Source organism: Nonomuraea sp. NPDC049750, assembly GCF_040659625.1.
Lineage (GTDB): Bacteria > Actinomycetota > Actinomycetes > Streptosporangiales > Streptosporangiaceae > Nonomuraea.
Genome location: NZ_JBFANB010000001.1, coordinates 741684 through 763762 on the forward strand (window position 1 = coordinate 741684; position 22079 = coordinate 763762).

Genomic DNA, 22079 nt, shown 5'->3' on the forward strand with positions numbered 1-22079 from the left:
GCGCCGGTCCCCGACTCACACGCTGACGAGCACCGCCGTCACGGCGTCGGCGGTCTCGGGGTGACGGGCCAGGAGTGCGCCCGCCTCCCCGCTGGACGAGCCGCTGGACGTGCCGCCGGACGGGCCGTCGGCGGCCTGCTGCCAGCCGCCCTCGCAGCCGAGCAGCGCGGCCACGGCGTCGGTCGCGGCCGGATGTCCCGCCAGCAGGTCGGTCACCGGGCCCGCCTGCGCGGGCGCCGCCGCACCTACCGCCTTCTTGGCGGGCTTCGCCGACCAGGGCGGCGTCCACTGGTCGAGCGCGGCCAGGCCGCCGGGGAACGTACGGCCCGCCTCGCGCACCAGTACGGGCACCAGCTCACCGGCCTGCTCGCGCAGAGTCAGGATCAGGCCGGGCAGCCACGGCAGCAGGATGGAGTCGGGCAACCGGCCGAAGGCCTTCGACATCAGCTCGACCACGAACGACGCCAGCGCGGGAGCCGGCTCCATCGCCTGCGCGAACCCGCTCATGTACTCCGGGAACGCCGGGATCACGAGCGGGTTGGCGAGCAGCTCGTCGCAGCGCGCCCGCAGCTCGGCCAGCGGCAACGTGCCGAGCAGGTACTGGGCCGACCACAGGAGAGCCACCTTGGCGGGCGCCTCCGGGTGCGACTGCCGTACCGCGATCTCCAGCTGGGCCCGCTCGCAGCCCAGCGCCAGCGCCAGGCTCTCCATCGTGAACAGGAACCCGAGCATGGCCGACACCTGCCGGACCCCGGTGTACTCGTCCACGAAGGCGGTCGGCAGCAGCGTGCAGTAATGCGCGAACCCCGCCGTGACGAACGCCTCGCACCAGGCCGGCAGCTCCGGCTCGGTCGCGCGGTAGTGGGCCAGCAGCCGCCTGATCCGGCGCAGCACCTCCGGCGCGTCGTCCACGGACCGCTCGGCGGCCAGCAGCTCCACGGCCCGCGCCCCGAGCTCGTCGGTGAACCGCCTGCTGCGCAGGTAGAGGATCGAGTCCTCGACGGCCGCGAGCGCCACGGCCGCGGTCGCCTTAGGGTCCCACACCTTGCGCCGCAGCCGCTGCTCCAGCACCTGCTCGACGGTGATGCCCTCGTAGCCCAGCTCGATGATCGAGCGCTGGTGCTTGCCGATCGTCAGGTCCCAGCTCTCCTGGATCGCCCGCTCGCCCAGTCGCCGCGCGCCCATGATGGGCCGTACGGCGTCGTCGGGCAGCAGGTGACGCAGGATCCACAGCAGGTCGGAGCAGGGCACCAGGTGCGGGTCCGCCTTGAGGTCCATGAGCGCCCGCTGTACCGTGCGCTTGCTCAGGTCCAGTCCCAGCGGCCGCAGCCGGTCGAACACGTCCTGGGCCAGCGGCGGCATGGCGTGGTAGCCCACCTGGCCGATCCGGTCGCCGCCGAGCAGGATCTCGCACAGGCGGCGCACGTCCCGGCGGCCCGGCACCGTGTCCTTCTCGATGCAGGTGACGGCGGCGTCCTGGAAGTCGTACGGCGTGGGACGTCCCCGGCCACGCAGCCCGGCGAGCAGGATCGACGTCTCGAACACGGCGATGGCGTCGGCGGTGCTGGACTGGTAGCCGTTGCGCCGGGCCAGCCGGACGATGTCGACGGACCAGCCGAGCAGCTCGGCCTCGTCCAGGCCGTCCAGCACCGGCGGCTTGGCCAGGAAGCCGGACAACCGGTCGGTGACCGGCTGCGGCGGGACGGGCGCCACCGGCTTCCGTGGCTTCTTGGCCGGCTTCTTCTGACCCGCCAGCTGGTACGGCTTGACGCCGTCGCGCTGCAGCGCCTTCTCCCAGGTGGCCGCGGCGATCGAGACCGAGCCGGAGGCCAGGCCGAACTGGGCCTCGATGGCCGAGTGGCTCGACGGGATGAGCCCGTACAGCCATTGGGTGGCCGTACGCGGGGTGATCTCGAAGGGCGCGTCCGATGCCAGCCCGAACTGCTCCACCCGGCTGGCCGCGTGGAAGGCGCCGCAGACGTACAGGCACTCGGCCGGGTCGGCGCCCGTCGCGGCGAGGTGCTCGCGCATCCGCGTCCACATGTAGCGCTCGCGGTCCTCGTCGCGGTCCGTCCGCCGGTCGCCCTCGGGGCGCAGGCGGCGGAACAGGCTGCCGATCAGGACCATGACCTGCCGGTAGGACTCGTAGTCCGCGCCGGTCAGCGGCTGCTCGACGTACTGGTCCCACCACTCCGACCAGTGCCGGACCTTGCCGTGGTGCAGCAGGTGCTCTTCCAGCTCGGCGAAGCGCGGCCGCAGGTCGCCGATCTCGACGCCCACGGCGTCGCCGTGCAGGCCCGCGTCGTCGTCCCCGCCCTGCTTGGGCTCGGCCGGATCGGCCGGGTCGCGGGGCAGCCACTGGAAGACGTGGTCCGTCGAGCGGTCCACCAGCACCAGCTCGACGTCCGGCGTGTTGAGCGCGTACGAGATGGCCTGGTACTCGGCCGACACCTCCGTGATGGGCGCCACCACGCTGAGCGGCTCCCAGCTGGCCGGGAAGCCGTCGACGTCGGAGGCGAAGGCCTGCAGCGCCACCGGCAGGCGGCAGTTGCGCAGCTCGTCGAGCAGCGGCCGCAGGTCCTCGCACAGCTCCAGATAGATGACCTTGGGCTGCTTCTCACGCAGGCGCCGCACCATGGCCAGCGCCGAGGCCGGCGAGTGGTGACACACCGGGAAGATCTCGAGCTGCTCGCTCAGTGCCCGGTCGACGTCGTCGACCAGGCCCGACAGGATCCCGGCCAGGGTGTCCGGCTCGCCGGCGAACGCGGCGGCGGCGTCCAGCAGCTGCTCGCGGAGTGCGCCGAACGGGCTCATGAGAGCGTCTTGATGGCCTGGCGGCCACCTTCGAGGAAGTCCGTCCACGGCCCGCCGTCCTTCTTGCTGCGGGGTTCGACGATGCCGTGCCAGTACTTGTTCAGGATGGCCAGGTCCTCCGGTTGACGGCGGGCCAGCGAGCCCACCAGCGAGCCACCGAGCGTCTCTGCCCGCAACTGGCGGTCCCCGAAGAACTGGCTGTGCAGGATGGCGTCCTCGAGCACGCCGATCTGCTCGGCCGTGGACAGGGCCGACTCGAGCTTGTCGTCGTCGCTCTTGGCCGAGGCCGCCGCGCTCCGCAGGTCGGCGAAGCTCTGCAGCAGGATGTCGAGCAGCGTGGGCGGCACGTCCAGCTCGATGCGGTGCCGGCGCAGCAGCTCCGTGGTACGGAACCGGACGATCTCCGCCTCGCTGGTCTTGCTGGTCACCACGGGGATGCGGACGAAGTTGAAGCGCCGCTTCAGCGCCGACGACAGGTCGTTGACGCCCCGGTCCCGGCTGTTGGCCGTGGCGATGATCGAGAATCCGGGCTGGGCGAAGACGATGTTGTCGTCGTCGAGCTCGGGGATGGAGACGTACTTCTCGGACAGGATGGAGATCAGGGCGTCCTGGACGTCGCTGGTCGACCTGGTCAGCTCCTCGAAGCGGCCGATCACGCCCCGCTCCATCGCCGTCATGATGGGCGAGGGGATCATCGACTGGCGGGACTGCCCCTTGGCGATCACCATGGAGACGTTCCAGGAGTACTTGATGTGGTCTTCCGTGGTACCGGCCGTGCCCTGGACGACCAGGGTGGAGTTGCGGCTGATCGCCGCCGAGAGCAGCTCGGCGAGCCAGCTCTTGCCGGTGCCCGGGTCGCCGATGAGCAGCAGGCCGCGGTCGGAGGCCAGCGTCACGATGCTGCGCTCGACGAAGCTGCGGTCACCGAACCACTTCTGCGGGATCTCGCGGTCGAGCCCGTCCGAGCGCTCGGAGCCGAGCACGAACAGGCGGACCATCCGGGGGCTGAGCCGCCACGAGAACGGCTTGGGGCCGTCGTCAATGGACTCCAGCCAGTCGAGCTCTTCGGCGTACTTGACCTCGGCGGGGGCACGCAGTGTCTCAGTCATTCGCGGGTCTCCTAGGTGAGGAAGTTCTTGAGCTCGAGCACGAGTTTGCGGATGTGGCCGGAGATCACGGGGGTGCCCAGGTCCTTCAGCTTTTCGCGGAACCACTGGTCCACGCTGGCGTACCCCGAGCTGTTCACGGAGCCGACCGGGATGAACTTGACCCCCGAACGATGCAGGGACGTGAAGTCGTCGATCAGCGACCGGTTGTCGTAGAAGTCGGAGATCCAGACCATCACGGTGTTGCGCGGGTCGACGATCTTCGGCCGGGCCAGGGCCATCGCGACCGTACCGTCCGTGCCGCCGCCGAGAGTCGTCCGCAGCAGCACCTCGAACGGGTCCTTCACCCACGGCGTCAGGTCGAGCGCGCGGGTGTCGTAGGCGACCAGGTGCACGTCCACCTTGGGCAGCCCGGCGAAGATCGACGCCAGGATGGTGCAGTTGACCATCGAGTCGACCATCGACCCCGACTGGTCCACCACCACGATCAGCCGGGCCGGAGTCGTCCGCCTGGCCGTGTGCCGGTAGAACAACCGGTCCACGTACAGCCGCTCGTCCTCCGGGCTCCAGTTGGTGAGGTTCTTCCAGATCGTCCGCTCGATGTCGAGGTTGCGGAACACCCGCTTCGGCGGCACCGACTTGTCGATCTTGCCGACGCTGGTCTTCTCGACCTGCGTACGGAGCACCTCGGCGACCTCGTCGACGAACCTGCGGATCAGCGCCTTGGCGTTGGCCAGGGCGACTCCGGAGAGGTTGTCCTTGTCGCGCAGCAGCTGCTCGATGAGCGACATGCTGGGATTGAGCTGGGCGGCCAGGGAGGAGTTGGACAGCACCTCGCGCAGGCGCATGCGGCGGACCAGGTCGCCTTCCAGGTTGGCCAGGGCCTTGTTCAGCTCGGCGTCGTCGATTCCGCGACCGCCGCCGGTGCCCAGCCCCCGGCCTTGGCCGGATCCCTCGCCCTGCTCTCCTTGGCCTTGCCCGGCGCCGCCTCCCCGGCACGCTTTCTTGAACCACCCGGCGTCCTTCTGCCAGGCGGCGAGTTGGGAGGCCGAGACGTCGCCCGTCCCAGTGGCGAAGACGTTGAGCAGGAGCTTGGAGATCAGTGCGGCCCTGCGCACCTGCTCACCGGAGTCCTCGGCGTCCTCGGCGTGGTCGAGCAGGCCGTCGAACTCGGCGGCCAGGTCGGGGAAGCGCTGCACGAGGTTGTCCACCGACACCGAAGGGTCGAGCAGGGCGGCCGGCAGGCCGAGGTCGTCCACGACGGCCACGCTGGCCGACTCCAGGGCCGCCTGCTCCTCGGTGTTGAACACCCGGGCCAGCAGGCGCCAGTAGAGCACCTGCCGCCTGTTCTCGTTGTTGGCAGTCATTTGCGCAGCAGCCGTCCCGCCCGCTCGCGCAGCACGGCCACCGCGTCGCCGTTCCTGGCCTCGGCCTTGGCGATCTTGGGGTCGGTCGCGCCCTGCGCCCAGTCGCCGTTGTGCGCGGTGACCGGCAGCTTCTTGACCGTCCCCTGGACGGCGAGCGGCTGGAGCAGCCATCGGCCGGCGTCCCAGCGGAGCAGCCCGATGCACGACTCGGAGCCGCGCACGATCGCGGGCGTGAGCGGGCCGCATGACGGCAGCCGGTCGATGTCCACGGTGATCGTCTTGCCGTCGAAGTCGAACACCATCGGATCACCCTTGGGCACGGAGTAGCCCTCGACCAGCACCGGCTCGGCGAGGCGCACCGGGTGGCGCTCCAGCGGCGGCACGGCCGGGGCGAGCGCGCTCCCGAGCTGGAGCCTCGCCGTGGTGAACGGGTCCGCCGGCTTCCCCACCGTGGCCCGGTCGTCGTGCCACACCAGGTCGCCGCCGCCGAGCAGCGGCATGTCCTTGATGTCCAGGCTGCGGTGCTTCGCCAGCGCGTTGAGCAGCACCGGGGCCCCGGACAGCAGCCGCCACACGGCCGTGCCGACGATCGTGTCCACCTTCGTGGCGGCGACGCTCGTACGCACCAGACGGCACTGACCGCCGTCGGCGGGCTCCAGGATCGCGTGGACCTGCGCCTGCACGGCGGTGGCGTGCTCGTGCACGTCCACGCCGAGCACCAGCAGCCGCCCGGACACCGGCTCGCCGGCGCCCGCGGGCAGGCCGCCCGCCTGCGTGAGCATCAGCGCCCGCGCCCACAGGTCGGCCCAGCGCCGGGCGGGTACGACCTCCATCGTCGCGACCGGGCACGACGCGCGCAGCTCGGCGGCCAGGCCGTCGATCAGCACGGCCGGCCGGCGCAGTCGCGGCTCGGCCAGCAGCGCCTCCATCGTCTGGCTCACGGCCGAGACGAGGTCGTGGTCGACGCCTCGCCAGCCGGTGATTGCCAGCTCGTTGAGCCAGGACCGGCACCCGCTGAGCAGGTTGTCGGTCGTACCGGCCGCCGGCGGCTCCGCCCAGGAGTCCCGCTCCCGGCCCAGTGCCGCGTCGAGGCGGCCCAGCAGGGCGTCGTGCACCGCGCCCAGCAGCGCGGTACGCCCACCGGCCAGCGCCGTGACGTTCTCCTCCGAGACCGAGCCCGCGGCGACCTTGGCCGCCGCCTCCCCCACCCTATCGCCGAGCGGCGTGGCCGCCACCGCGCCGGCCAGGTCGGTCAGTGCCGAGGCGCGCTCCTCGCCGAGCCGGGCCAAGCCGTTCGTCAGGGCCTCGTCGAAGCCCGTCACCAGGTCGAGCGCCTCGCCGACACCGGGCAGGGGCTGGTCGACCATTTCCGCCAGCTGCACACTCAGCATCAGCCCACCGCCCCGGTGGACGGGAACCAGTGCAGCTCGGCGATGGGCTCGGTGGTCATGGGCAACTCCAGGTAGGCCAGGTGGCGCAGGAACCGGCTGAACACCTCGGCCCCCTGCGTACGCTCGACACCGCCGTTCAGGTGGTAAGACAGCCTCTCCCCCTCGGCGAGCTCCACCCGCAGGTAGCCGGCGACCCGGTCCTGGCCGTACTGCAGCACCGCCTCGTCGACCAGTGATCGCAGGTGCTTGCACATGTCGCCGTACAAACCGCCGCACGGCCGGTTGTTGTTGGTGCTGCAGTTGTAGCTATGGGTCCCGGCGGTGACCGACGAGACGTACACCCGGCTGATGTCCGAGCCGCTCGACACGACTCCCTGCAACCGCCCGTCGGCCATCTCGACGAAGGGCACCTTCGCCAGCTTGCGCGGTCTGACGGGCGAGACCACCCGTGCCACGCTGTGTTGCTCCCACGCCTGTTGCTCCGACGCCTGTTGCTCCCACGCGGTTCTGTCCGCGGTCACGCCTTTCGACCTCCAGCCCAGCGGCTCGCGGACGCCTGCCGGTGCGGCGGCACCTGTGCGAACGGCCGATCAGTGATCGCGTAATTTACCCCATTCGCGGGGAAGCGCGGGCGCGTTTCGATCACCTCCGAGAGCACGCCCGACCTTGGCTTCGACTACCGAAGTAAGAGGCATTGCCGCTAGGTGCTCCTTACAGTTAAAGTCGGCCGTCAGGAGCGAAAGCTGGCTGAGCGCCTTACCAGAGGAGCGCATAGTGGAGCATGTCGACCGGGCCGGGTCTCCCCTGCGCCAGCTGCTCAAGCTCGCGGTGCCCGCGCTCGGCGTCCTGGCCGCCGAGCCGCTCTACCTGCTCGTCGACACCGCCGTGGTCGGCCATCTCGGCGCGGTGCCGCTCGCCGGGCTCTCGATCGGCGCGATCGTGCTGGCGCAGATCGCCACCCAGATGCGGTTCCTGTCCTTCGGTACGACCGCCCGCGCGGCCCGGCTGCACGGCGCCGGCCGCCGTACCGATGCCGTGATCGAGGGCGTGGAGGCGACCTGGCTCGGCGCGATCGTGGGGCTGGTGCTGATCGTGGCCGGGCAACTCCTCGCCGCGCCGATCGCCGGCCTGCTCGCCGGTGACGACCGGGTCGCCGCCGCCGCGGTGAGCTGGCTGCGGATCGCCCTGCTCGGCGCCCCGATGATCCTGATCACCCTGGCCGGCAACGGCTGGATGCGCGGCGTGCAGGACATGCGGCGCCCGCTCCGCTACGTGCTCGTGGGCAACGGGATCTCGGCGGTGCTGTGCCCGGTGCTCGTGCACGGGTTCGGCTGGGGGCTCAACGGCTCGGCGGTCGCCAACGTGGTCGCGCAGGTGATCTCGGCGAGCCTGTTCGTGCGGGCGCTGCTGGCGGAGGGCGTGCCGCTCGCGCCGGTCCCGGCCGCGATGCGCGCCCAGCTCGGCCTCGCGCGCGACATGATGGTGCTCGGTCTGGTCTTCCAGGCGTGCTGGGTGTCGGCGACCGTGGTCGCCGCGCACACCTCCACGGCGGCGGTCGGGGCCCACCAGGTGGTGTTCCAGCTGTGGATGTTCCTGGCCTTCGTGCTCGACGCGCTGGCCATCGCCGCCCAGTCGCTGGTCGGGGCCGCGCTCGGCGCGCGCGACGGGGAACGGGCGCGCCGGCTGGCCTGGCAGGTGACCGGTTGCGGGTTGGTCTTCGGGGCGCTGCTCGGGGTGGTGTTCGCGGCGCTGGCCGGCATCCTGCCCCACGCGTTCACCACCGATGCGACGGTGCTGGCCGAGATGCCCCACGCGTGGTGGTTCTTCGTCGCGCTGCAGCCGATCGGCGGCGTCGTGTTCGCTTTGGACGGAGTGCTGCTCGGGGCCGGGGACGCGGCGTACATGCGGACCGCGACGTTGGGTGCGGCGGTGCTGGGGTTCCTGCCGCTGGTATGGGGGTCGCTGAGCTTCGGCTGGGGGCTGGTGGGGATCTGGTCGGGCTTGTCGGCCTTCCTGGTGATTCGGATGACCACCCAGCTGGCCAGACTGCGGTCCGGCCGCTGGGCGGTGCTCGGCGCCGTACGGTGATCCGGCAGTTGGGCGGTGCTCGGCGCCGGACGGTGATCCGGCGCCGAGTCCGCGAAGGCCTCGGTCAGGCGCCGACGTAGGCCGCGAGGTGCTCGCCGGTGAGGGTGGAGCGGGCGGCGACGAGGTCGGCCGGTGTGCCCTCGAAGACGATCCGGCCGCCGTCGTGGCCGGCGCCCGGACCGAGGTCGATGATCCAGTCGGCGTGCGCCATGACCGCCTGGTGATGCTCGACGACGATGACCGACTTGCCCGCGTCGACGAGCCGGTCGAGCAGGCCGAGCAACTGCTCGACGTCGGCGAGGTGCAGGCCGGTGGTCGGCTCGTCCAGGACGTAGACGCCGCCCTTGTCACCCATGTTGGTGGCCAGCTTGAGCCGCTGCCGCTCGCCGCCGGACAGCGTGGTGAGCGGCTGCCCGAGGCTGAGGTAGCCGAGCCCGACGTCGGCGAGCCGGTCGAGGATGGCGTGCGCGGCCGGCGTACGCGCCTCACCGGCGCCGAAGAACTTCTCGGCCTCGGTCACCGACATCGCGAGCACCTCGCTGATGTCGCGGCCGGCGAGGTGGTACTCCAGCACCGAGGCCTCGAACCGCTTCCCCTCGCACTCCTCGCAGGTGGTGGCGACCCCGGCCATCATCGCCAGGTCGGTGTAGATGACGCCGGCGCCCTTGCAGGTGGGGCAGGCGCCCTCGGAGTTGGCGCTGAACAGCGCCGGCTTCACGCCGTTGGCCTTCGCGAACGCCTTGCGGATCGGCTCGAGCAGTCCTGTGTAGGTCGCCGGGTTGCTCCGTCGCGAGCCGCGGATCGCGCCCTGGTCGATCGAGACCACTCCGTCCCGCCCCGACACCGAGCCGTGGATCAGCGAGCTCTTTCCCGAGCCCGCCACGCCGGTGAGGACGACCAGCATGCCGAGCGGGATGTCGACGTCGACCTCGCGCAGGTTGTTCGCCGTCGCGCCGCGGATCTCCAGCGTGCCGGTGGGCTTGCGCACCGTCTCCTTGAGGGCGGCCCGGTCGTCGAAATGGCGTCCGGTGATGGTGCCGCTGGCCCGCAGCCCCTCGACGGTGCCCTCGAAGCAGACGGTGCCGCCCGCCGTACCGGCGCCGGGACCGAGGTCGACGACGTGGTCGGCGATCGCGATCGCCTCCGGCTTGTGCTCCACGACGAGCACCGTGTTGCCCTTGTCGCGCAGCCGCAGCAGCAGGCCGTTCATCCGCTGGATGTCGTGCGGGTGCAGCCCGATCGTCGGCTCGTCGAAGACGTAGGTGACGTCGGTGAGCGACGACCCGAGGTGGCGGATCATCTTGACCCGCTGCGCCTCGCCGCCCGACAGCGTGCCCGACGACCGATCGAGCGAGAGGTAGCCCAGCCCGATCTCCACGAACGAGTCGAAGGTGTGCCGCAGCTTGGCGAGCAGCGGCGCCACCGACGGCTCGTCGAGGTCGCGGACCCACTCGGCCAGGTCGCTGATCTGCATCGCGCAGGCGTCGCCGATATTGATCCCCTTGATCTTCGAGGACCGGACCGCCGCGCTGAGCCGGGTACCACCGCACTCGGGGCAGGCGGTGAAGGTGACCGCCCGGTCCACGAACGCCCGGATGTGCGGCTGCATCGCCTCCCGGTCCTTGGACAGGAACGACTTCTGGATCTTCGGGATCAGCCCCTCGTAGGTGAGGTTGACGCCGTTGACGTTCACCTTGGTCGGCTCGCGGTGGAGGAAGTCGTACCGCTCGGTCTCGGTGTAGTCGCGGATCGGCTTGTCGGGGTCGATGAAGCCCGACTGGGTGAAGATCCCCACTGTCCACCAGCTGTCCGTCTTGTAGCCGGGGATGGTGATCGCGCCCTCGGCGATCGACTTGGAGTCGTCGAAGAGCTGGGTCAGGTCGATGTCGTTCACCTTGCCCATGCCCTCGCAGCGCGGGCACATGCCACCGGTGATGCTGAACTCGCGCCGCTCCTTCACCGCCTTCCCGCCGCGTTCGAGCGTGACCGCACCCGCTCCGCTGATCGAGGCGACGTTGAAGGAGTAGGCCTGGGGCGAGCCGATGTGCGGCTGCCCGAGCCGGCTGAACAGGATGCGCAGCATCGCGTTGGCGTCGGTGACGGTGCCCACGGTGGAGCGGACGTTGGCGCCCATCCGCTCCTGGTCGACGATGATCGCCGTGGTCAGCCCGTCGAGCACATCGACCTCGGGCCGCGCCAGCGTCGGCATGAAACCCTGGACAAAGGCGCTGTAGGTTTCGTTGATCAGCCGCTGCGACTCGGCGGCGATCGTGTCGAACACCAGCGAGCTCTTGCCCGAGCCGGAGACGCCGGTGAACACCGTCAGCCTGCGCTTCGGGAGCTCGACGCTGACGTCCTTGAGGTTGTTCTCGCGAGCGCCGTGCACGCGGATCAGGTCGTGACTGTCGGCGACGTTCGGCTCAGGCGACTGCGTGTCCGTCCTCGTGGCCATGCTCATCGTGTCTCCATCTGTTGGGCGGGGCCGCCGTCGCGCTCCCCATCAGGTCGCCCCCTTCGGCAACGGCCCCCTGTCTACCTGATCGGCGGGGCGGGCCGGAACCGGCGGACCGCCCTCCCGACATCGCTCAGGCTAGGTGCGGCTCGGTGACACGCGCTTCTCGAATCCTGACCGCTTCGGAACCCGGCCCTGGCGTTGATCGTTGTGACGGGCGGCTGACACAACCGATCCCGAAGACAGGGAGACAACAGCGTGGTCTTCAAACGGATGCTGGGCGCTTTCGGCGTGGGCGCGCCCTCGGTGGACACCGTCCTTTCCACCCCGCGCATCCAGCCGGGCGGGCTGCTGACCGGGCAGGTACGTCTCAAGGGCGGCGACTTCGACGCCGAGATCGAGCACATCACCCTCGGCCTCGTGGCGCGAGTGGAGATCGAGCACGGCGACGGCGAGCACGGCGGGCTCGGCGAGTTCTCCCGCACCCAGGTCTCGGGCCCGTTCACGCTGCGCGAGGGCGAGAACCGCACCCTCGACTTCCAGATCCCGGTGCCGTGGGAGACGCCGATCAGCGAGATCGACGGCCAGCACCTGAACGGCATGGCCCTGGGCGTACGCACCGAGCTGGCCATCGCCAAGGCCGTGGACAAGAGCGACCTGGACATGATCGCGGTCGAGCCCCTGCCCTCCCAGCTCCGCATCCTCCAGGCGTTGCTGCGGCTCGGCTTCCACTTCAAGTCCGCCGATCTGGAAGCCGGCCACCTGTACGGAGTGCACCAGGACCTGCCGTTCTACCAGGAGATCGAGTTCTACCCGCCCGCCCAGCACGCCGGGGTCGTGGGCGAGGTCGAGCTGACCTTCGTGGCGAGCCCGGCCGGGCTGGAGGTCATCTTGGAGGCCGACAAGCGGGCCGGCCGCTACTCCGGCGACGCCATCGGCCGCTTCCACGTCAGCCACGACGACGCGCTGCACACCGACTGGTCCAGCGAGCTCGACCGCTGGCTGACCGGCCTGGCCCAGCACGGCGGTTACGGCTCGCACGGCGGTTACGGGTCCCACGGCGGTTATGGGTCCCACGGCCACATGGAGCATCACGAGGGCTACGGGCACCACGACGACCACCACCGCAGTGGCGGTCCCGGTTGGGGAACGGTGGCCGCGGCCGGAGCAGCGGGCCTGGTGGGCGGGTTCGTCGCGGCCGAGGTGGCCGAAGAGATCTTCGAGGGCGACGAGGAAGAGGAAGGCGGCGACTGGTAGCGCGATGCCGGGTGGCGGGCCGTGACGGCCCGCCCGAACGCCGGTAGCGCTGGCTATACCTGTGAACTCCAGCGAGTGGGATCGATCACGAGGTGGTCCGGCCGACAGGCTTGTGGCATCGCAAACGAGCCACCAAGCAGGGAGCCCCCCGATGTCGTACCCCTCCACCAAGCGTCGTAGCCGGTTGGCCCTGGCGGCGGTGGCCGTCGCCGCGCTGAGCGGCCTGGGCCTGTCCGCCACACCGGCGAGCGCCGACACCGACGTCGTCCAGAAGAGCCTGGACGCCCTGGTCAAGGTCGACAAGTACCCCGCCGCGCTGGCGGCCGTACGAGGCCGTGACGGGCGGACCCGCAACTACACCGCCGGAGTGGGCGACCTGGAGACCAAGGCGAAGGTCCCCGTCGACGGGCAGGTACGCATCGCCAGCAACACCAAGATGTTCACCGCCACGGTCGTGCTGCAGCTGGTCGGCGAGGGAAAGATCGAGCTGGACGCGAAGGTCGAGAAGTACCTGCCCAAGGTGGTGCGCGGCAAGGGCGTCGACGGCCGCAAGATCACGGTCCGGCAGTTGCTGCAGCACACCAGCGGCCTGGCCGACTACGACGACGTCCTGATCAAGGATTATCTGACCATCCAGCACACCCACTACGAGCCGCGTGAGCTGGTGGACGCTGGGCTGACCAGCAAGAACTCCCCCACCCACGGCTGGAGCTACAGCAACACCAACTACATCTTGGCCGGGCTCATCGCGCAAAAGGTCACCGGCCGGCCGATCGGCGAGCAGATCACCCAGCGGATCATCGAGCCGCTCGGGCTGCGCAGAACGTACTGGCCGGCTCTCGGCGACCAGTCCATCCGCGGCCCGCACCCCAAGGGCTACTACGCCGCCAAGTCCGGCGACCCGTACACCGACGTCACCACGATGGACCCCTCCATGGCCTGGGCGGCCGGGCAGCTGATCTCCACCCCCACCGACCTCAACCGGTTCATGATCGCGCTACTAGGCGGCAAGCTACTCAAGCCCGAGCAGCTCAAGCAGATGAAGACCACCGTCGACGCCCCCGACTTCGACACCGTCGGCGGCTCCCGCTACGGGCTCGGCCTGGCCACCTTCAAACTCAGCTGCGGCGGCTACGCCTGGTCCCACGGCGGCTCCGCTCCCGGCTACGCCACCGCCAACGCCATCACCGACGACGGCCGGGCCGCCACCATCGCCGTCACCGCGCTGCCCACCGAACTGTCCGCCTTCAAACACTTCGAAGCCGCCCTCGACACCGCCCTGTGTGAATAACCGCAGGCAGCGACGTTCAGGAGAGCGACGGCCCCGCCGCAAGCGGACCGTCGCTCTGTTTATGCCGCATCGCATTCAGTGATGAATGCGCGCGTCTCAATGCCGCGAATAAGCCGCGTTTCCCCAGGTCAGCAGGAAATCATGAACAGCGGGTTCGCGTTTTCTGGACGAGGTTGAGGTAACTCAGTGCGACTTGACTCAGCCATTCCTGAAAGGACGGACACAATGGAACGGTCCGCATCTCATCAGCCGCCGCAGCCGACTGCGTGCTATCGACCAGGGCGTCCGCTTCGAGGTCGCGCCCCAGGCCCAGCCCCTGACCCGCACCTGTGTGACGCCCCCGCCAGCGCGCGAAGGAACCGGTCGATCCCGCGCCACGAAGAGGCGCTCTCCTTTGACATTGTCAGCTAGATCGCCATGAACCGATAGAGTCAGCCCCGGTCGTGCCACAGGTAGTCATGGAGAAGTCAGGGCAACGACCGGAATTGACCGCGGAGTGGCTGTGTGTAAAAGGCGACACGCTCTGTGAGCGACGAGTTGCCAGCATCTTGGTCACCCCCTAGTGTGCCTGAGGCATATTCACGTGTTCGGACACCTGAAGGGTTAAGGGCCGGTACAGGCATTCGGCCTGCACAGGATCCGCTCTATGGGGGCATGAATGGCGCTCAAACCGCACACGGCTTCGGCCGTGGTGGTACCAGCGGCAATGGAGTGCGGCGTGATCCCACCGCCGCAGCCCGAGGCCGCCGCCTTCGACATGCCCGCCGACCCTTGCCGTGCACTGAACGCGCGGAGCCGGTCGTGGCCCGCAGGAAGAAGACAGACGTGACCTCCACCGAGTGGGAGGCCCAGACCGCCGACTGACGACCGTCCAGCCGGACGGGCGCCCGCGACAGCGGAGAACCAAGGAAATTGACCCCATGTACCCGCACGTGCATGTGTGTCCGATTTGGGAGGTTTTGTGGTAGCTGTGGTTTCGGACTATGACAAGATCGGTGGCGCTCCCACCGTTCGTGAAGCGGTGGACCGCTTCTACACGGTCGTGCTGGACACTCCCGACCTCAAGCCGTACTTCGACGGCATCGACATGGCGCGGCTCAAGCGGCACATGGTCATGCTGCTCTGCTCCGTCCTCGGCGGCCCCGAGGTGTACGAGGGCCACGACCTGGCCGACGCGCACCGTGGCATGGGCATCACCGATGAGCACTACGACCAGGTCGGCGACATCCTCGTCACCGTGCTCCGCGACCTCGGCGCTCCTGAGGAGGTCGTGGCGAACGTCGTGGCGGTCCTGGGCCAGGTGCGCGGCTCCATCGTGGAGAAGCCCGCAGAGGCAGCCGGGTAAGTGGACACGCAAGCCTTAAAGGACAGCTGGCACCAGGTCGCCCGGTCGGGTGATCAGGTGCCGCTGTTCTTTTACTCAGCCCTGTTCCTGATGTACCCCGAGACGCGGGCCCTGTTCCCGGTGTCCATGGCCACTCAGCGGGATCGGCTCGTCAGCGCGCTGGGGCGCGTCGTCAGCAACGTCGACCACGTGGAAGACGTGGTGCCGTTCCTCCAGCAGCTCGGCCGCGACCACCGCAAGTTCGCCGTGGTCACGCAGCACTATCCCGCTGTCGGCCAGGCACTGCTGGCCACGCTGCAGCACTTCCTCGGCGATCGCTGGACACCCGCTCTGGCCAACGACTGGACGCAGGCGTACGGACTGGTCGCGAAGGTGATGACCGAAGCGGCCGAAGAGGCGTCGGCCACGACCCCGCCCTGGTGGGATGGCGAGATCATCCTGCACGAGTCGCGCGCCCCCGGCATCGCGGTGATCCGGGCTCGCCTGAACTACCCGTACCCCTTCCGCGCGGGCCAGTTCGCGTCGATCTCGGTCGGGCTGCGACCGAGAATGTGGCGGTTCTACTCCTTCGCCAACGCGCCGCGTCGCGACAACACGATTGACCTGCACGTACGGGTGGTCGACGGTGGCGCGGTCAGCACGGCCCTGGTGCACGGCGCGCAACGCGGCGACGCACTGAAGATCGGCGCACCGCTGGGCGACCGGTTGACGCTCGACACGAGCCTGCCCAAGGATCTCCTCCTGATCGCCGGCGGCACGGGCCTGGCTCCCCTCAAGGCGCTCGTGGAGCAGGTGGCCTACGAAGGGGCGCGCTGCAACATCCGCCTCTTCGTGGGTGCCCGGACCGCCCGCGAGCTGTACGACATGGAGGCACTGTCCAAGCTGGACGCCGAGCACCCATGGTTGAGTGTCGTGCCCGTCGTGTCCCATGACGGGCTCTACCGCGGTGAGCGCGGCTATGTGGTGGACGTCGCCCTGAAGGCCTGGCGTGGCCAGGAGGTCTTCGTATGCGGCTCTGAAGAGATGGTTCAGAGCACGATCGCCCGGCTGCTGGACGCCGGCGTGCCGGCCGAGCAAATCCGCTTCGACGAATTCACCAGTGCTGGAGGTAGAGAGCAGTGACGGGAGAGACGCCATGGGCACATAACCCATCGAACGACCGCCAGCCACTGACGCCGGATCGGGTACGGAACAAGGACTTCTCACGCGCCAAGCTCGGGAGCCGCGGCTACAACGCGGATGAGGTACGTACGTTCCTCCTCCGCATGGCCGACGACATAGCGGCCAGCGACACGGAGAAGGCCGACCTGCGCGCGGAGGTCGACCGGCTGCGCAACTGGTTCAAGGACCACGGCCACGACACCTCCCCGGGCGCCTCGGCCAGGCTCAACGTCGACGCGGTCAACCTCCTCTCCCGCGCTCAGCAGACGGCGGACGCCCAGATAGCCGAGGCGGAGGACTACTCCCGCAGGCTGGTGGGCCAAGCTCGCCAGCAGTACGAGCAGATCCTCCAGGAGGCGCAGCAGCAGGCGGAGGAGGCCGCCAGCCAGGCGGTCAACGTCTATCGGGCGAGTGGAGAGGTCCAGTCGGTCGAAGCCGAGGAACTGGAACGCCGCATCGCCTACCTGCGTACCTTCGCGGAGGTCACCCAGGTCCAGTTGCGCGCGGTCCTCGAAGGGCTGACCAACGAGGTCAACAAGCTGGGCACCCTGCCGGAGACGAGCCGGCAGGCCGTCGCGTACTCCTCCTTGGGCTCCTCCTCCTCAGGCTTCTCCACGAACCCGGGCTTCTCCACGGGCCCAGGCTAGTTCCGGCCGAGCCGGCCGCCGGAGAGGTCACCGACGACTCGAACCGCAGACTTCCGATCCCCGCACGCCCATGGCGTGCCGCCACGGTCCTGGACACCCGTCGGCCGGGATCTTTCGTTCGCATGCCTGATGAGAGATCCGCGTCACCGCGAGTCGCGGTAGGCGGCCGGGTCACAGTTCGGGGCATGTGATCAATCGCCACGCCTGAACCAGGCGATCATGGGTAGCGCTGAGCAACCACACCCGTAACACCGAACGGACGGACGCCCAGCATGCTCACCCTCATTCTGCTCATCTTCGCCTTGGCCTGCTTCGTGCTCGCCGCCTTCAACGTCGGCGGCGGCCGCGTCAACCTCATCGCCCTCGGTCTGGCCCTCTGGGTATTGACCGAGATCATCCCCCACATCAGCGACTTATAGCGGCCGGCCGGACTCCGCTGCCGTCCTGTGCCGTCCTGGGCAAGGACGGCAGCGGTGTGTCATGCAGGACGAAACTGCTCGATCATCGCCGCGTACCCGCTGCCGCCATGCCCATCCGCCACGGCCCGATCGGTCAAGACCTTGATGAACCTCGGAAGTTCGGCATTCACCCCGAGGGACTCACTCTCGTGGATGAGATGCTCCATCGCGGCCAGGTGCGTGTCGATGGTGGAATCAACGGCCGGGTACGCGCCGTCGTCGATCTGCCGCGCATAGGTGGACACCCAGCCGTTCACGGTTTCGATCCCCTGGCTCGCGATCGGGGCGAAGGCCGTGGCGTCCACGCCCGCCGCGCCGAGCAGGGCGGCACCCTGGAGGAAGCCGTTCAGGATGTTCCACATCAGACTCAGTACGGCCACGTCGTACAGCGCCGACAGGCCGTGGTCGTCGCCGAGGTAAGTCGTACCCTCGCCAAGACTCCTCAGGGCCGACTCGTGCGGGTCGAAGGCCGACCGCGGCCCGCTGTAGAGGAGGACGGCCTCCGCCCCGACGGCCGCGGGGGTGGCCATGATCGCTCCGTCGAGGTAGTTGCCACCCCGCCGCGTCACCCACTCCGCGGTCTCGCGGGCGCCCAGCGACGTACCGGAGGTCAGATTCACCAGGACGCGACCGTCGAGCTCCTCGCCCAGCGGATCGAGGAGGGCGCGCACGGCCTCGTAGTCCGACACGCAGACGACCACGAGCGGGCTGGCCAGGACGGCGTCGCGGACCGAGTCGGCGACCTTCGCCCCCTGGGCGGCAAGATGTTCGGCCTTCGCCGCCGTACGGTTCCACACGGTCGTGGGGTAGCCGGCGCGCAGGAACGCTCCGGCCAGCGCCTGGCCCATCAGACCGAGACCAATGACCGTCACGTCGCGATTCCGCTTCATAGTGCTCATGGCAGAATCATCAACGTTCACACCGATATGAAGGTCAAGGAGCAGCGCGCGTGCTGATCGGAGAGCTGAGCCGTCGGACCGGAGTCCGCACGCATCAACTGCGTTACTACGAGGCCCAGGGCCTGCTCGAGCCCCGCCGCGCCGCCAGCGGCTACCGCGAGTACACCAGCGATGCCGTCCTGACCGTGACTCAGATCCGGAGGCTGCTCGAAGCCGGACTGTCGACCCAGGAAATCGGGTACTTGCTGCCCTGCGCCACCGGCGCGGCCCCCGACCTCGAGCCCTGCCCCGAACTCCTGGACACCCTGAAAGCCCGCATGCACGGCCTGGACGAGCACATCGACCTGCTCACCCGCTCCCGCCAGGTCCTCCACGACTTCATCGACGCCACCGAACAGCGCGGCGTCACTGCGAACGTCGCTGTATCGCCGCCTCGACGCGCATCACCAGGCCGCTGATCGCCACAAGCGCGAAGACACCGAGCACCTGCCAAGGCGGGTGGCCGTTCTCAACGATGAGCGCACCCACGCAGAGCGCGAGTCCCAGCCCGAGAAGCACCGCGCCGTACGTATGCGTGCTCTCGATACCGTCGCGGTCATACGGGGGGTCGATGCGCCGAGCGGGCTTATCGGGCTCGTTCACAGCCCGGAGCATCCCACGTCGCCGGTAAATGGGGAAGTGTCGGTTGGTACGAGGATACGAACGCGGAAAGTTCTGCTGGCCGAACGGACGATGAGAAACGTCCCCACCAGCGGCAGCCTTGAGAAATCCCCGCTTTGGAAGGACTCCCGGCTTGATCACCGATTGGACCCGCCAGGCCCTCCCGGCCATGCTCGACGACCTCAAAGCAGTGGTCGAGCTGGAAACCCACAGCTCCGACAAGGCCATGCTGGTCAAGGGACTGCACGCGATCCGCGCCCGGGCCGTCGACCTCCTCGGCCCGCCCGACGCGGAGGTCCGGCACGACGGCGGACCGTATGGTGACATCCTGGAGCTGGCCTACCAGGGCACCGCGCCCGGCACCGTGCTGATGCTCAGCCACTACGACACTGTCTGGCCCACGGGGACCCTGGCCGAATGGCCGTTCACGGTGGTCGACGGCAAGGCCACCGGGCCGGGCGTGTTCGACATGAAGTCGGGCCTGGTGCAGTCGATCTGGGCACTGCGCGGGCTGCGCGAGCTGGGGCTGCCGCATCCGAGCGTGCGCTTCCTGTTCAACGGGGACGAGGAGATCGGCAGCCCGGCCTCACGCGAGCACATCGAGGCCGCGAGCGCGGACGCGCTGGCGAGCCTGGTCTTCGAGGCGTCACTCGACGGCGCGCTCAAGACCGCCCGTAAGGGCGTGGGGCTGTTCGACCTGAGCGTGACCGGGGTGGAAGCGCACGCGGGGCTCGACCCGTACGCGGGGGCGAACGCGATCCACGCCCTGGCCGAGATCGTCACCACCCTGGCCGGCTCCGCCTCGCGCGAGCGCGGAACCACGGTGAACATCGGCGTGATCACCGGCGGCACCGGCCGCAACGTCACGGCCGGTCACGCGAGCTGCGGGATCGACGTGCGAGTGACCGAACCGTCCGAGATGGGACGGATCGACGACGTGTTCGCCGGCCTGCGGGCCGCCGATCCACGGGTGACGATCTCCGTGACCGGCGAGTGGAACCGGCCGCCCATGACCCCGAACCCCACCTCTCAGCGGCTGTTCAAGGAGGCCCGGGAGGTGGCGGCCGGGCTCGGCTGGCCGCTGGACGAGGTGTCGGTCGGGGGCGCCAGCGACGGCAACTTCATCTCGGCGCTCGGGCGGCCCGTGCTGGACGGCATGGGCGCGGTGGGCGACGGGGCACACGCTCGGCACGAGCACCTGCTGGTCGAGCACATCCCGAAGCGCCTGGCTCTGACGATCGGCCTGCTCACGGCTCTCGCCTGAAGTTCTCATGTGACGGCGGCGGGGATGCTGGCGGTGACCGTGAAGCCTCCCTCACCGTCGTCCCCCGCGCTGAAGGTGCCGCCGAGCAGGGTCACCCGGCGATTGAGCCCGGTCAGGCCCATCCCGGAGCCGGCACCGGTCAACGTGGGATCGACGCTCCGCCGAGGCGGCACGTTACGCACCTCGACGTCGGCCCGGTCGCCGGGATAGGCGATGGTGACGGTGACCGGCGCCCCGGGGGCATGCTTGCGGGCGTTGGTCAGCGACTCCTGTACCACCCGGTAGACGGCGCGGGCCACCACCGCGGGCACCGTACCGGGATCGCCCTCGACGCGCAGCGCCGCGCGGTCGGCTGCCGCCAGCGCGGCCAGGTCGCCGCCGGTGTCGTCGTCGGGACGCTCGGCGGGCGACATCCGGACCCCTGTGCTCATCACCCGCATGAGGTCGCGCAGCTCGGTGAGGGTGCGCGTGCCGGCGAGCCGGATCTGCTCGGCCGCGGCGCGGGCGTCGTCGTCGCGGGTGGTGACGCGCAGGGCGTCGGCGTGCAGGACGATCTCGGTGACGTGGTGGGTGACGATGTCGTGCAGCTCGGCGGCCAGGCGCCGGCGTTCGCCGGTCTCGGCTCGCTCGGCGAGCAGGTGGCGTTCGGAGTCGGCCAGCTCGGCTCGCTTGCGCAGCGACCGTACGAGTTCGCTCCTGGCCTTCAGGTAGAGGGCGATCAGGGCGGGAAGCGCGGTGGCCGACAGCGCCACGTACAGCGCCCCCCATGAGGGGGACCAGATCGGGATCGCCGGCACCGCCAGGACCGCGGCGCAGGCGAACGCCTGCCGCCAGGGCAGCAGGACGACCAGGAACGACACCACGATCGGGGCCGCCACGGGCGGGGCGACCCGCGACGCCTCCGCACCCGGCGCCAGCGCGAACACCGTCGTGACCGCGACGGCCAGCGCTCCCACCGTCCATGGGAAGCGGATCACCAGCGGCAGGGACGCGTCGAGCAGGAGGTTCAGGGCCAGCTCGGTGAGCGAGGAGGCGCCGCGAGCGTACGCGACATACAGGACGATCTGGATGACAGCGCACAGCACGGCCGCTCCGAAGGCGGCCCAGAGCATGATCCTCCGGTCGCTGACAATGAGCTCCGGTCTGGAGAAACGTGGCAATGCGCGCACGGCGGACACCTAGTCGAGGAGACCGGCCTGGTGGGCGAGCAGGGCGGCCTGCGTACGGTGGGTGAGGTCGAGCTTGACCAGGAGGCGGGAGACGTAGCTGCGGACGGTGGTCTCCGACAGGAACAGTCGCCCCGCGATCTCCGGATTGGTCAGCCCATCGCCGAGGCAGGCCAGCACCTCGCGTTCGCGCTCGGCGAGCGCGGCCACCCGCGACCGGGCGGTGTCGCGCCGCTCGTCCCCTCTGGACGACCGCGCGAGCAGTCTGCGCGCCGCGCTCGGTGACATCACCACGTTCCCGTCGGCCGCCACCTTGACCAGGTTGATCAGGTCTTCTGCCGGAGTGGCCTTCACCAGGAAGCCCCCGGCGCCGGCCTCCAGGGCACCGAGCACGTGCTCGTCGGAGTCGAACGTCGTGAGCGCGATGACAGCGGGTGGCGAGGCGAGCGCCGCGATCTCCTTCGTCGCGGTGATCCCGTCCACGCCCGGCATCCGGAGATCCATCAGAACCACGTCCGGCTGGTTACGCAGAACCTCCTCGACCGCTTCCGCCCCGTCACGGGCCTCGCCGACCACCTCGATCTCCGCGCTGGAGCCGAGAATCGCCGTGAGATGCCGGCGGACCATCGGGTCGTCGTCGGCGAGCAGAACCCTGATCGACATCCGCACAGTCTGCCATTCCGCGCGATGGTGCCCGCAGGCACCATCGCCTG

General features: G+C 69.7%; 19 protein-coding genes. 9 read left to right on the forward strand and 10 right to left on the reverse strand.

Going from position 1 to position 22079, the window contains the following annotated elements; all coding sequences use genetic code 11:
- Positions 1-15: 15 nt before the first annotated feature.
- From AB0J16_RS03590 to AB0J16_RS03610, 5 genes are read right to left on the reverse strand one after another with little or no spacing between them, the layout of a single operon-like run.
- Positions 16-2814, reverse strand: a complete 2799-nt coding sequence (locus AB0J16_RS03590; protein ID WP_358534281.1) for a DUF5682 family protein — start codon at positions 2812-2814, stop codon at positions 16-18.
- Entirely contained in the window at positions 2811-3923 is a 1113-nt protein-coding gene (locus AB0J16_RS03595) for an AAA family ATPase (RefSeq protein WP_358534283.1), read from the reverse strand. Before AB0J16_RS03595 ends, AB0J16_RS03590 begins: the two co-directional genes overlap by 4 nt.
- 11 nt (positions 3924-3934) lie before the next feature.
- On the reverse strand, positions 3935-5287 hold the full coding sequence (locus AB0J16_RS03600; RefSeq protein ID WP_358534285.1) for a VWA domain-containing protein: 1353 nt from the start codon (positions 5285-5287) through the stop codon (positions 3935-3937).
- The gene (locus AB0J16_RS03605) at positions 5284-6678 is read right to left on the reverse strand and encodes a hypothetical protein (RefSeq protein ID WP_358534287.1); all 1395 of its coding nucleotides are present in this window, start codon (positions 6676-6678) and stop codon (positions 5284-5286) included. The genes AB0J16_RS03600 and AB0J16_RS03605 overlap by 4 nt, the downstream gene beginning before the upstream one ends.
- Positions 6678-7199 (reverse strand): hypothetical protein, encoded by a 522-nt coding sequence (locus tag AB0J16_RS03610; protein ID WP_358534289.1) that lies wholly within the window; start codon positions 7197-7199, stop codon positions 6678-6680. The genes AB0J16_RS03605 and AB0J16_RS03610 overlap by 1 nt, the downstream gene beginning before the upstream one ends.
- Before the next feature lie 253 nt (positions 7200-7452).
- Here AB0J16_RS03610 and AB0J16_RS03615 point away from each other — a divergent pair, with 253 nt between their 5' ends.
- Positions 7453-8766, forward strand: a complete 1314-nt coding sequence (locus tag AB0J16_RS03615) for an MATE family efflux transporter (protein ID WP_358534291.1) — start codon at positions 7453-7455, stop codon at positions 8764-8766.
- Between the two features lie 64 nt (positions 8767-8830).
- Here the strand turns inward: AB0J16_RS03615 and AB0J16_RS03620 are convergent, their stop codons facing one another.
- A complete protein-coding gene (locus AB0J16_RS03620; protein ID WP_358534293.1) occupies positions 8831-11224 on the reverse strand; it encodes an excinuclease ABC subunit UvrA in 2394 nt (797 codons plus the stop codon).
- A gap of 252 nt (positions 11225-11476) precedes the next feature.
- On the opposite strand from AB0J16_RS03620, the gene AB0J16_RS03625 reads away from it, so the two are divergent.
- The 6 genes from AB0J16_RS03625 (at position 11477) to AB0J16_RS03650 (ending at position 17338) form a co-directional block, all read left to right on the forward strand.
- Positions 11477-12475 carry a sporulation protein gene (locus AB0J16_RS03625; protein ID WP_358534295.1) on the forward strand — a complete coding sequence of 333 codons (999 nt, stop codon included), beginning with the start codon at positions 11477-11479 and terminating at the stop codon, positions 12473-12475.
- Between the two features lie 151 nt (positions 12476-12626).
- Positions 12627-13766 (forward strand): serine hydrolase domain-containing protein, encoded by a 1140-nt coding sequence (locus AB0J16_RS03630; RefSeq protein ID WP_358534297.1) that lies wholly within the window; start codon positions 12627-12629, stop codon positions 13764-13766.
- 961 nt (positions 13767-14727) lie between these two features.
- On the forward strand, positions 14728-15111 hold the full coding sequence (locus AB0J16_RS03635) for a group 1 truncated hemoglobin (protein ID WP_358534299.1): 384 nt from the start codon (positions 14728-14730) through the stop codon (positions 15109-15111).
- 57 nt (positions 15112-15168) lie between these two features.
- The gene (locus tag AB0J16_RS03640) at positions 15169-16233 is read left to right on the forward strand and encodes a globin domain-containing protein (RefSeq protein WP_358534301.1); all 1065 of its coding nucleotides are present in this window, start codon (positions 15169-15171) and stop codon (positions 16231-16233) included.
- Entirely contained in the window at positions 16230-16919 is a 690-nt protein-coding gene (locus tag AB0J16_RS03645; protein ID WP_358534303.1) for a DivIVA domain-containing protein, read from the forward strand. Before AB0J16_RS03640 ends, AB0J16_RS03645 begins: the two co-directional genes overlap by 4 nt.
- A 272-nt stretch (positions 16920-17191) precedes the next feature.
- Positions 17192-17338: a hypothetical protein gene (locus AB0J16_RS03650; RefSeq protein WP_357938195.1), complete on the forward strand. Its 147-nt coding sequence runs from the start codon at positions 17192-17194 to the stop codon at positions 17336-17338.
- 59 nt (positions 17339-17397) lie between these two features.
- Here AB0J16_RS03650 and AB0J16_RS03655 read toward each other — a convergent pair whose 3' ends face one another.
- A complete protein-coding gene (locus AB0J16_RS03655; RefSeq protein ID WP_358534305.1) occupies positions 17398-18276 on the reverse strand; it encodes an NAD(P)-binding domain-containing protein in 879 nt (292 codons plus the stop codon).
- A 50-nt stretch (positions 18277-18326) separates the two neighbouring features.
- On the opposite strand from AB0J16_RS03655, the gene AB0J16_RS03660 reads away from it, so the two are divergent.
- The gene (locus AB0J16_RS03660) at positions 18327-18734 is read left to right on the forward strand and encodes a MerR family transcriptional regulator (protein WP_358534307.1); all 408 of its coding nucleotides are present in this window, start codon (positions 18327-18329) and stop codon (positions 18732-18734) included.
- On the opposite strand, the gene AB0J16_RS03665 is transcribed toward AB0J16_RS03660, so the two are convergent.
- Positions 18682-18918, reverse strand: coding sequence for a hypothetical protein (locus AB0J16_RS03665; RefSeq protein ID WP_358534309.1), 237 nt, complete (start codon positions 18916-18918; stop codon positions 18682-18684). The two genes, AB0J16_RS03660 and AB0J16_RS03665, sit on opposite strands and share 53 nt — an antisense overlap.
- 151 nt (positions 18919-19069) lie before the next feature.
- On the opposite strand from AB0J16_RS03665, the gene AB0J16_RS03670 reads away from it, so the two are divergent.
- Positions 19070-20200 (forward strand): M20 family metallopeptidase, encoded by a 1131-nt coding sequence (locus tag AB0J16_RS03670; RefSeq protein WP_358534312.1) that lies wholly within the window; start codon positions 19070-19072, stop codon positions 20198-20200.
- A gap of 5 nt (positions 20201-20205) precedes the next feature.
- Here AB0J16_RS03670 and AB0J16_RS03675 read toward each other — a convergent pair whose 3' ends face one another.
- The gene (locus AB0J16_RS03675; RefSeq protein ID WP_358534314.1) at positions 20206-21369 is read right to left on the reverse strand and encodes an ATP-binding protein; all 1164 of its coding nucleotides are present in this window, start codon (positions 21367-21369) and stop codon (positions 20206-20208) included.
- A gap of 9 nt (positions 21370-21378) precedes the next feature.
- Positions 21379-22029, reverse strand: coding sequence for a response regulator transcription factor (locus AB0J16_RS03680; RefSeq protein WP_358534316.1), 651 nt, complete (start codon positions 22027-22029; stop codon positions 21379-21381).
- Between the last annotated feature and the right edge of the window lie 50 nt (positions 22030-22079).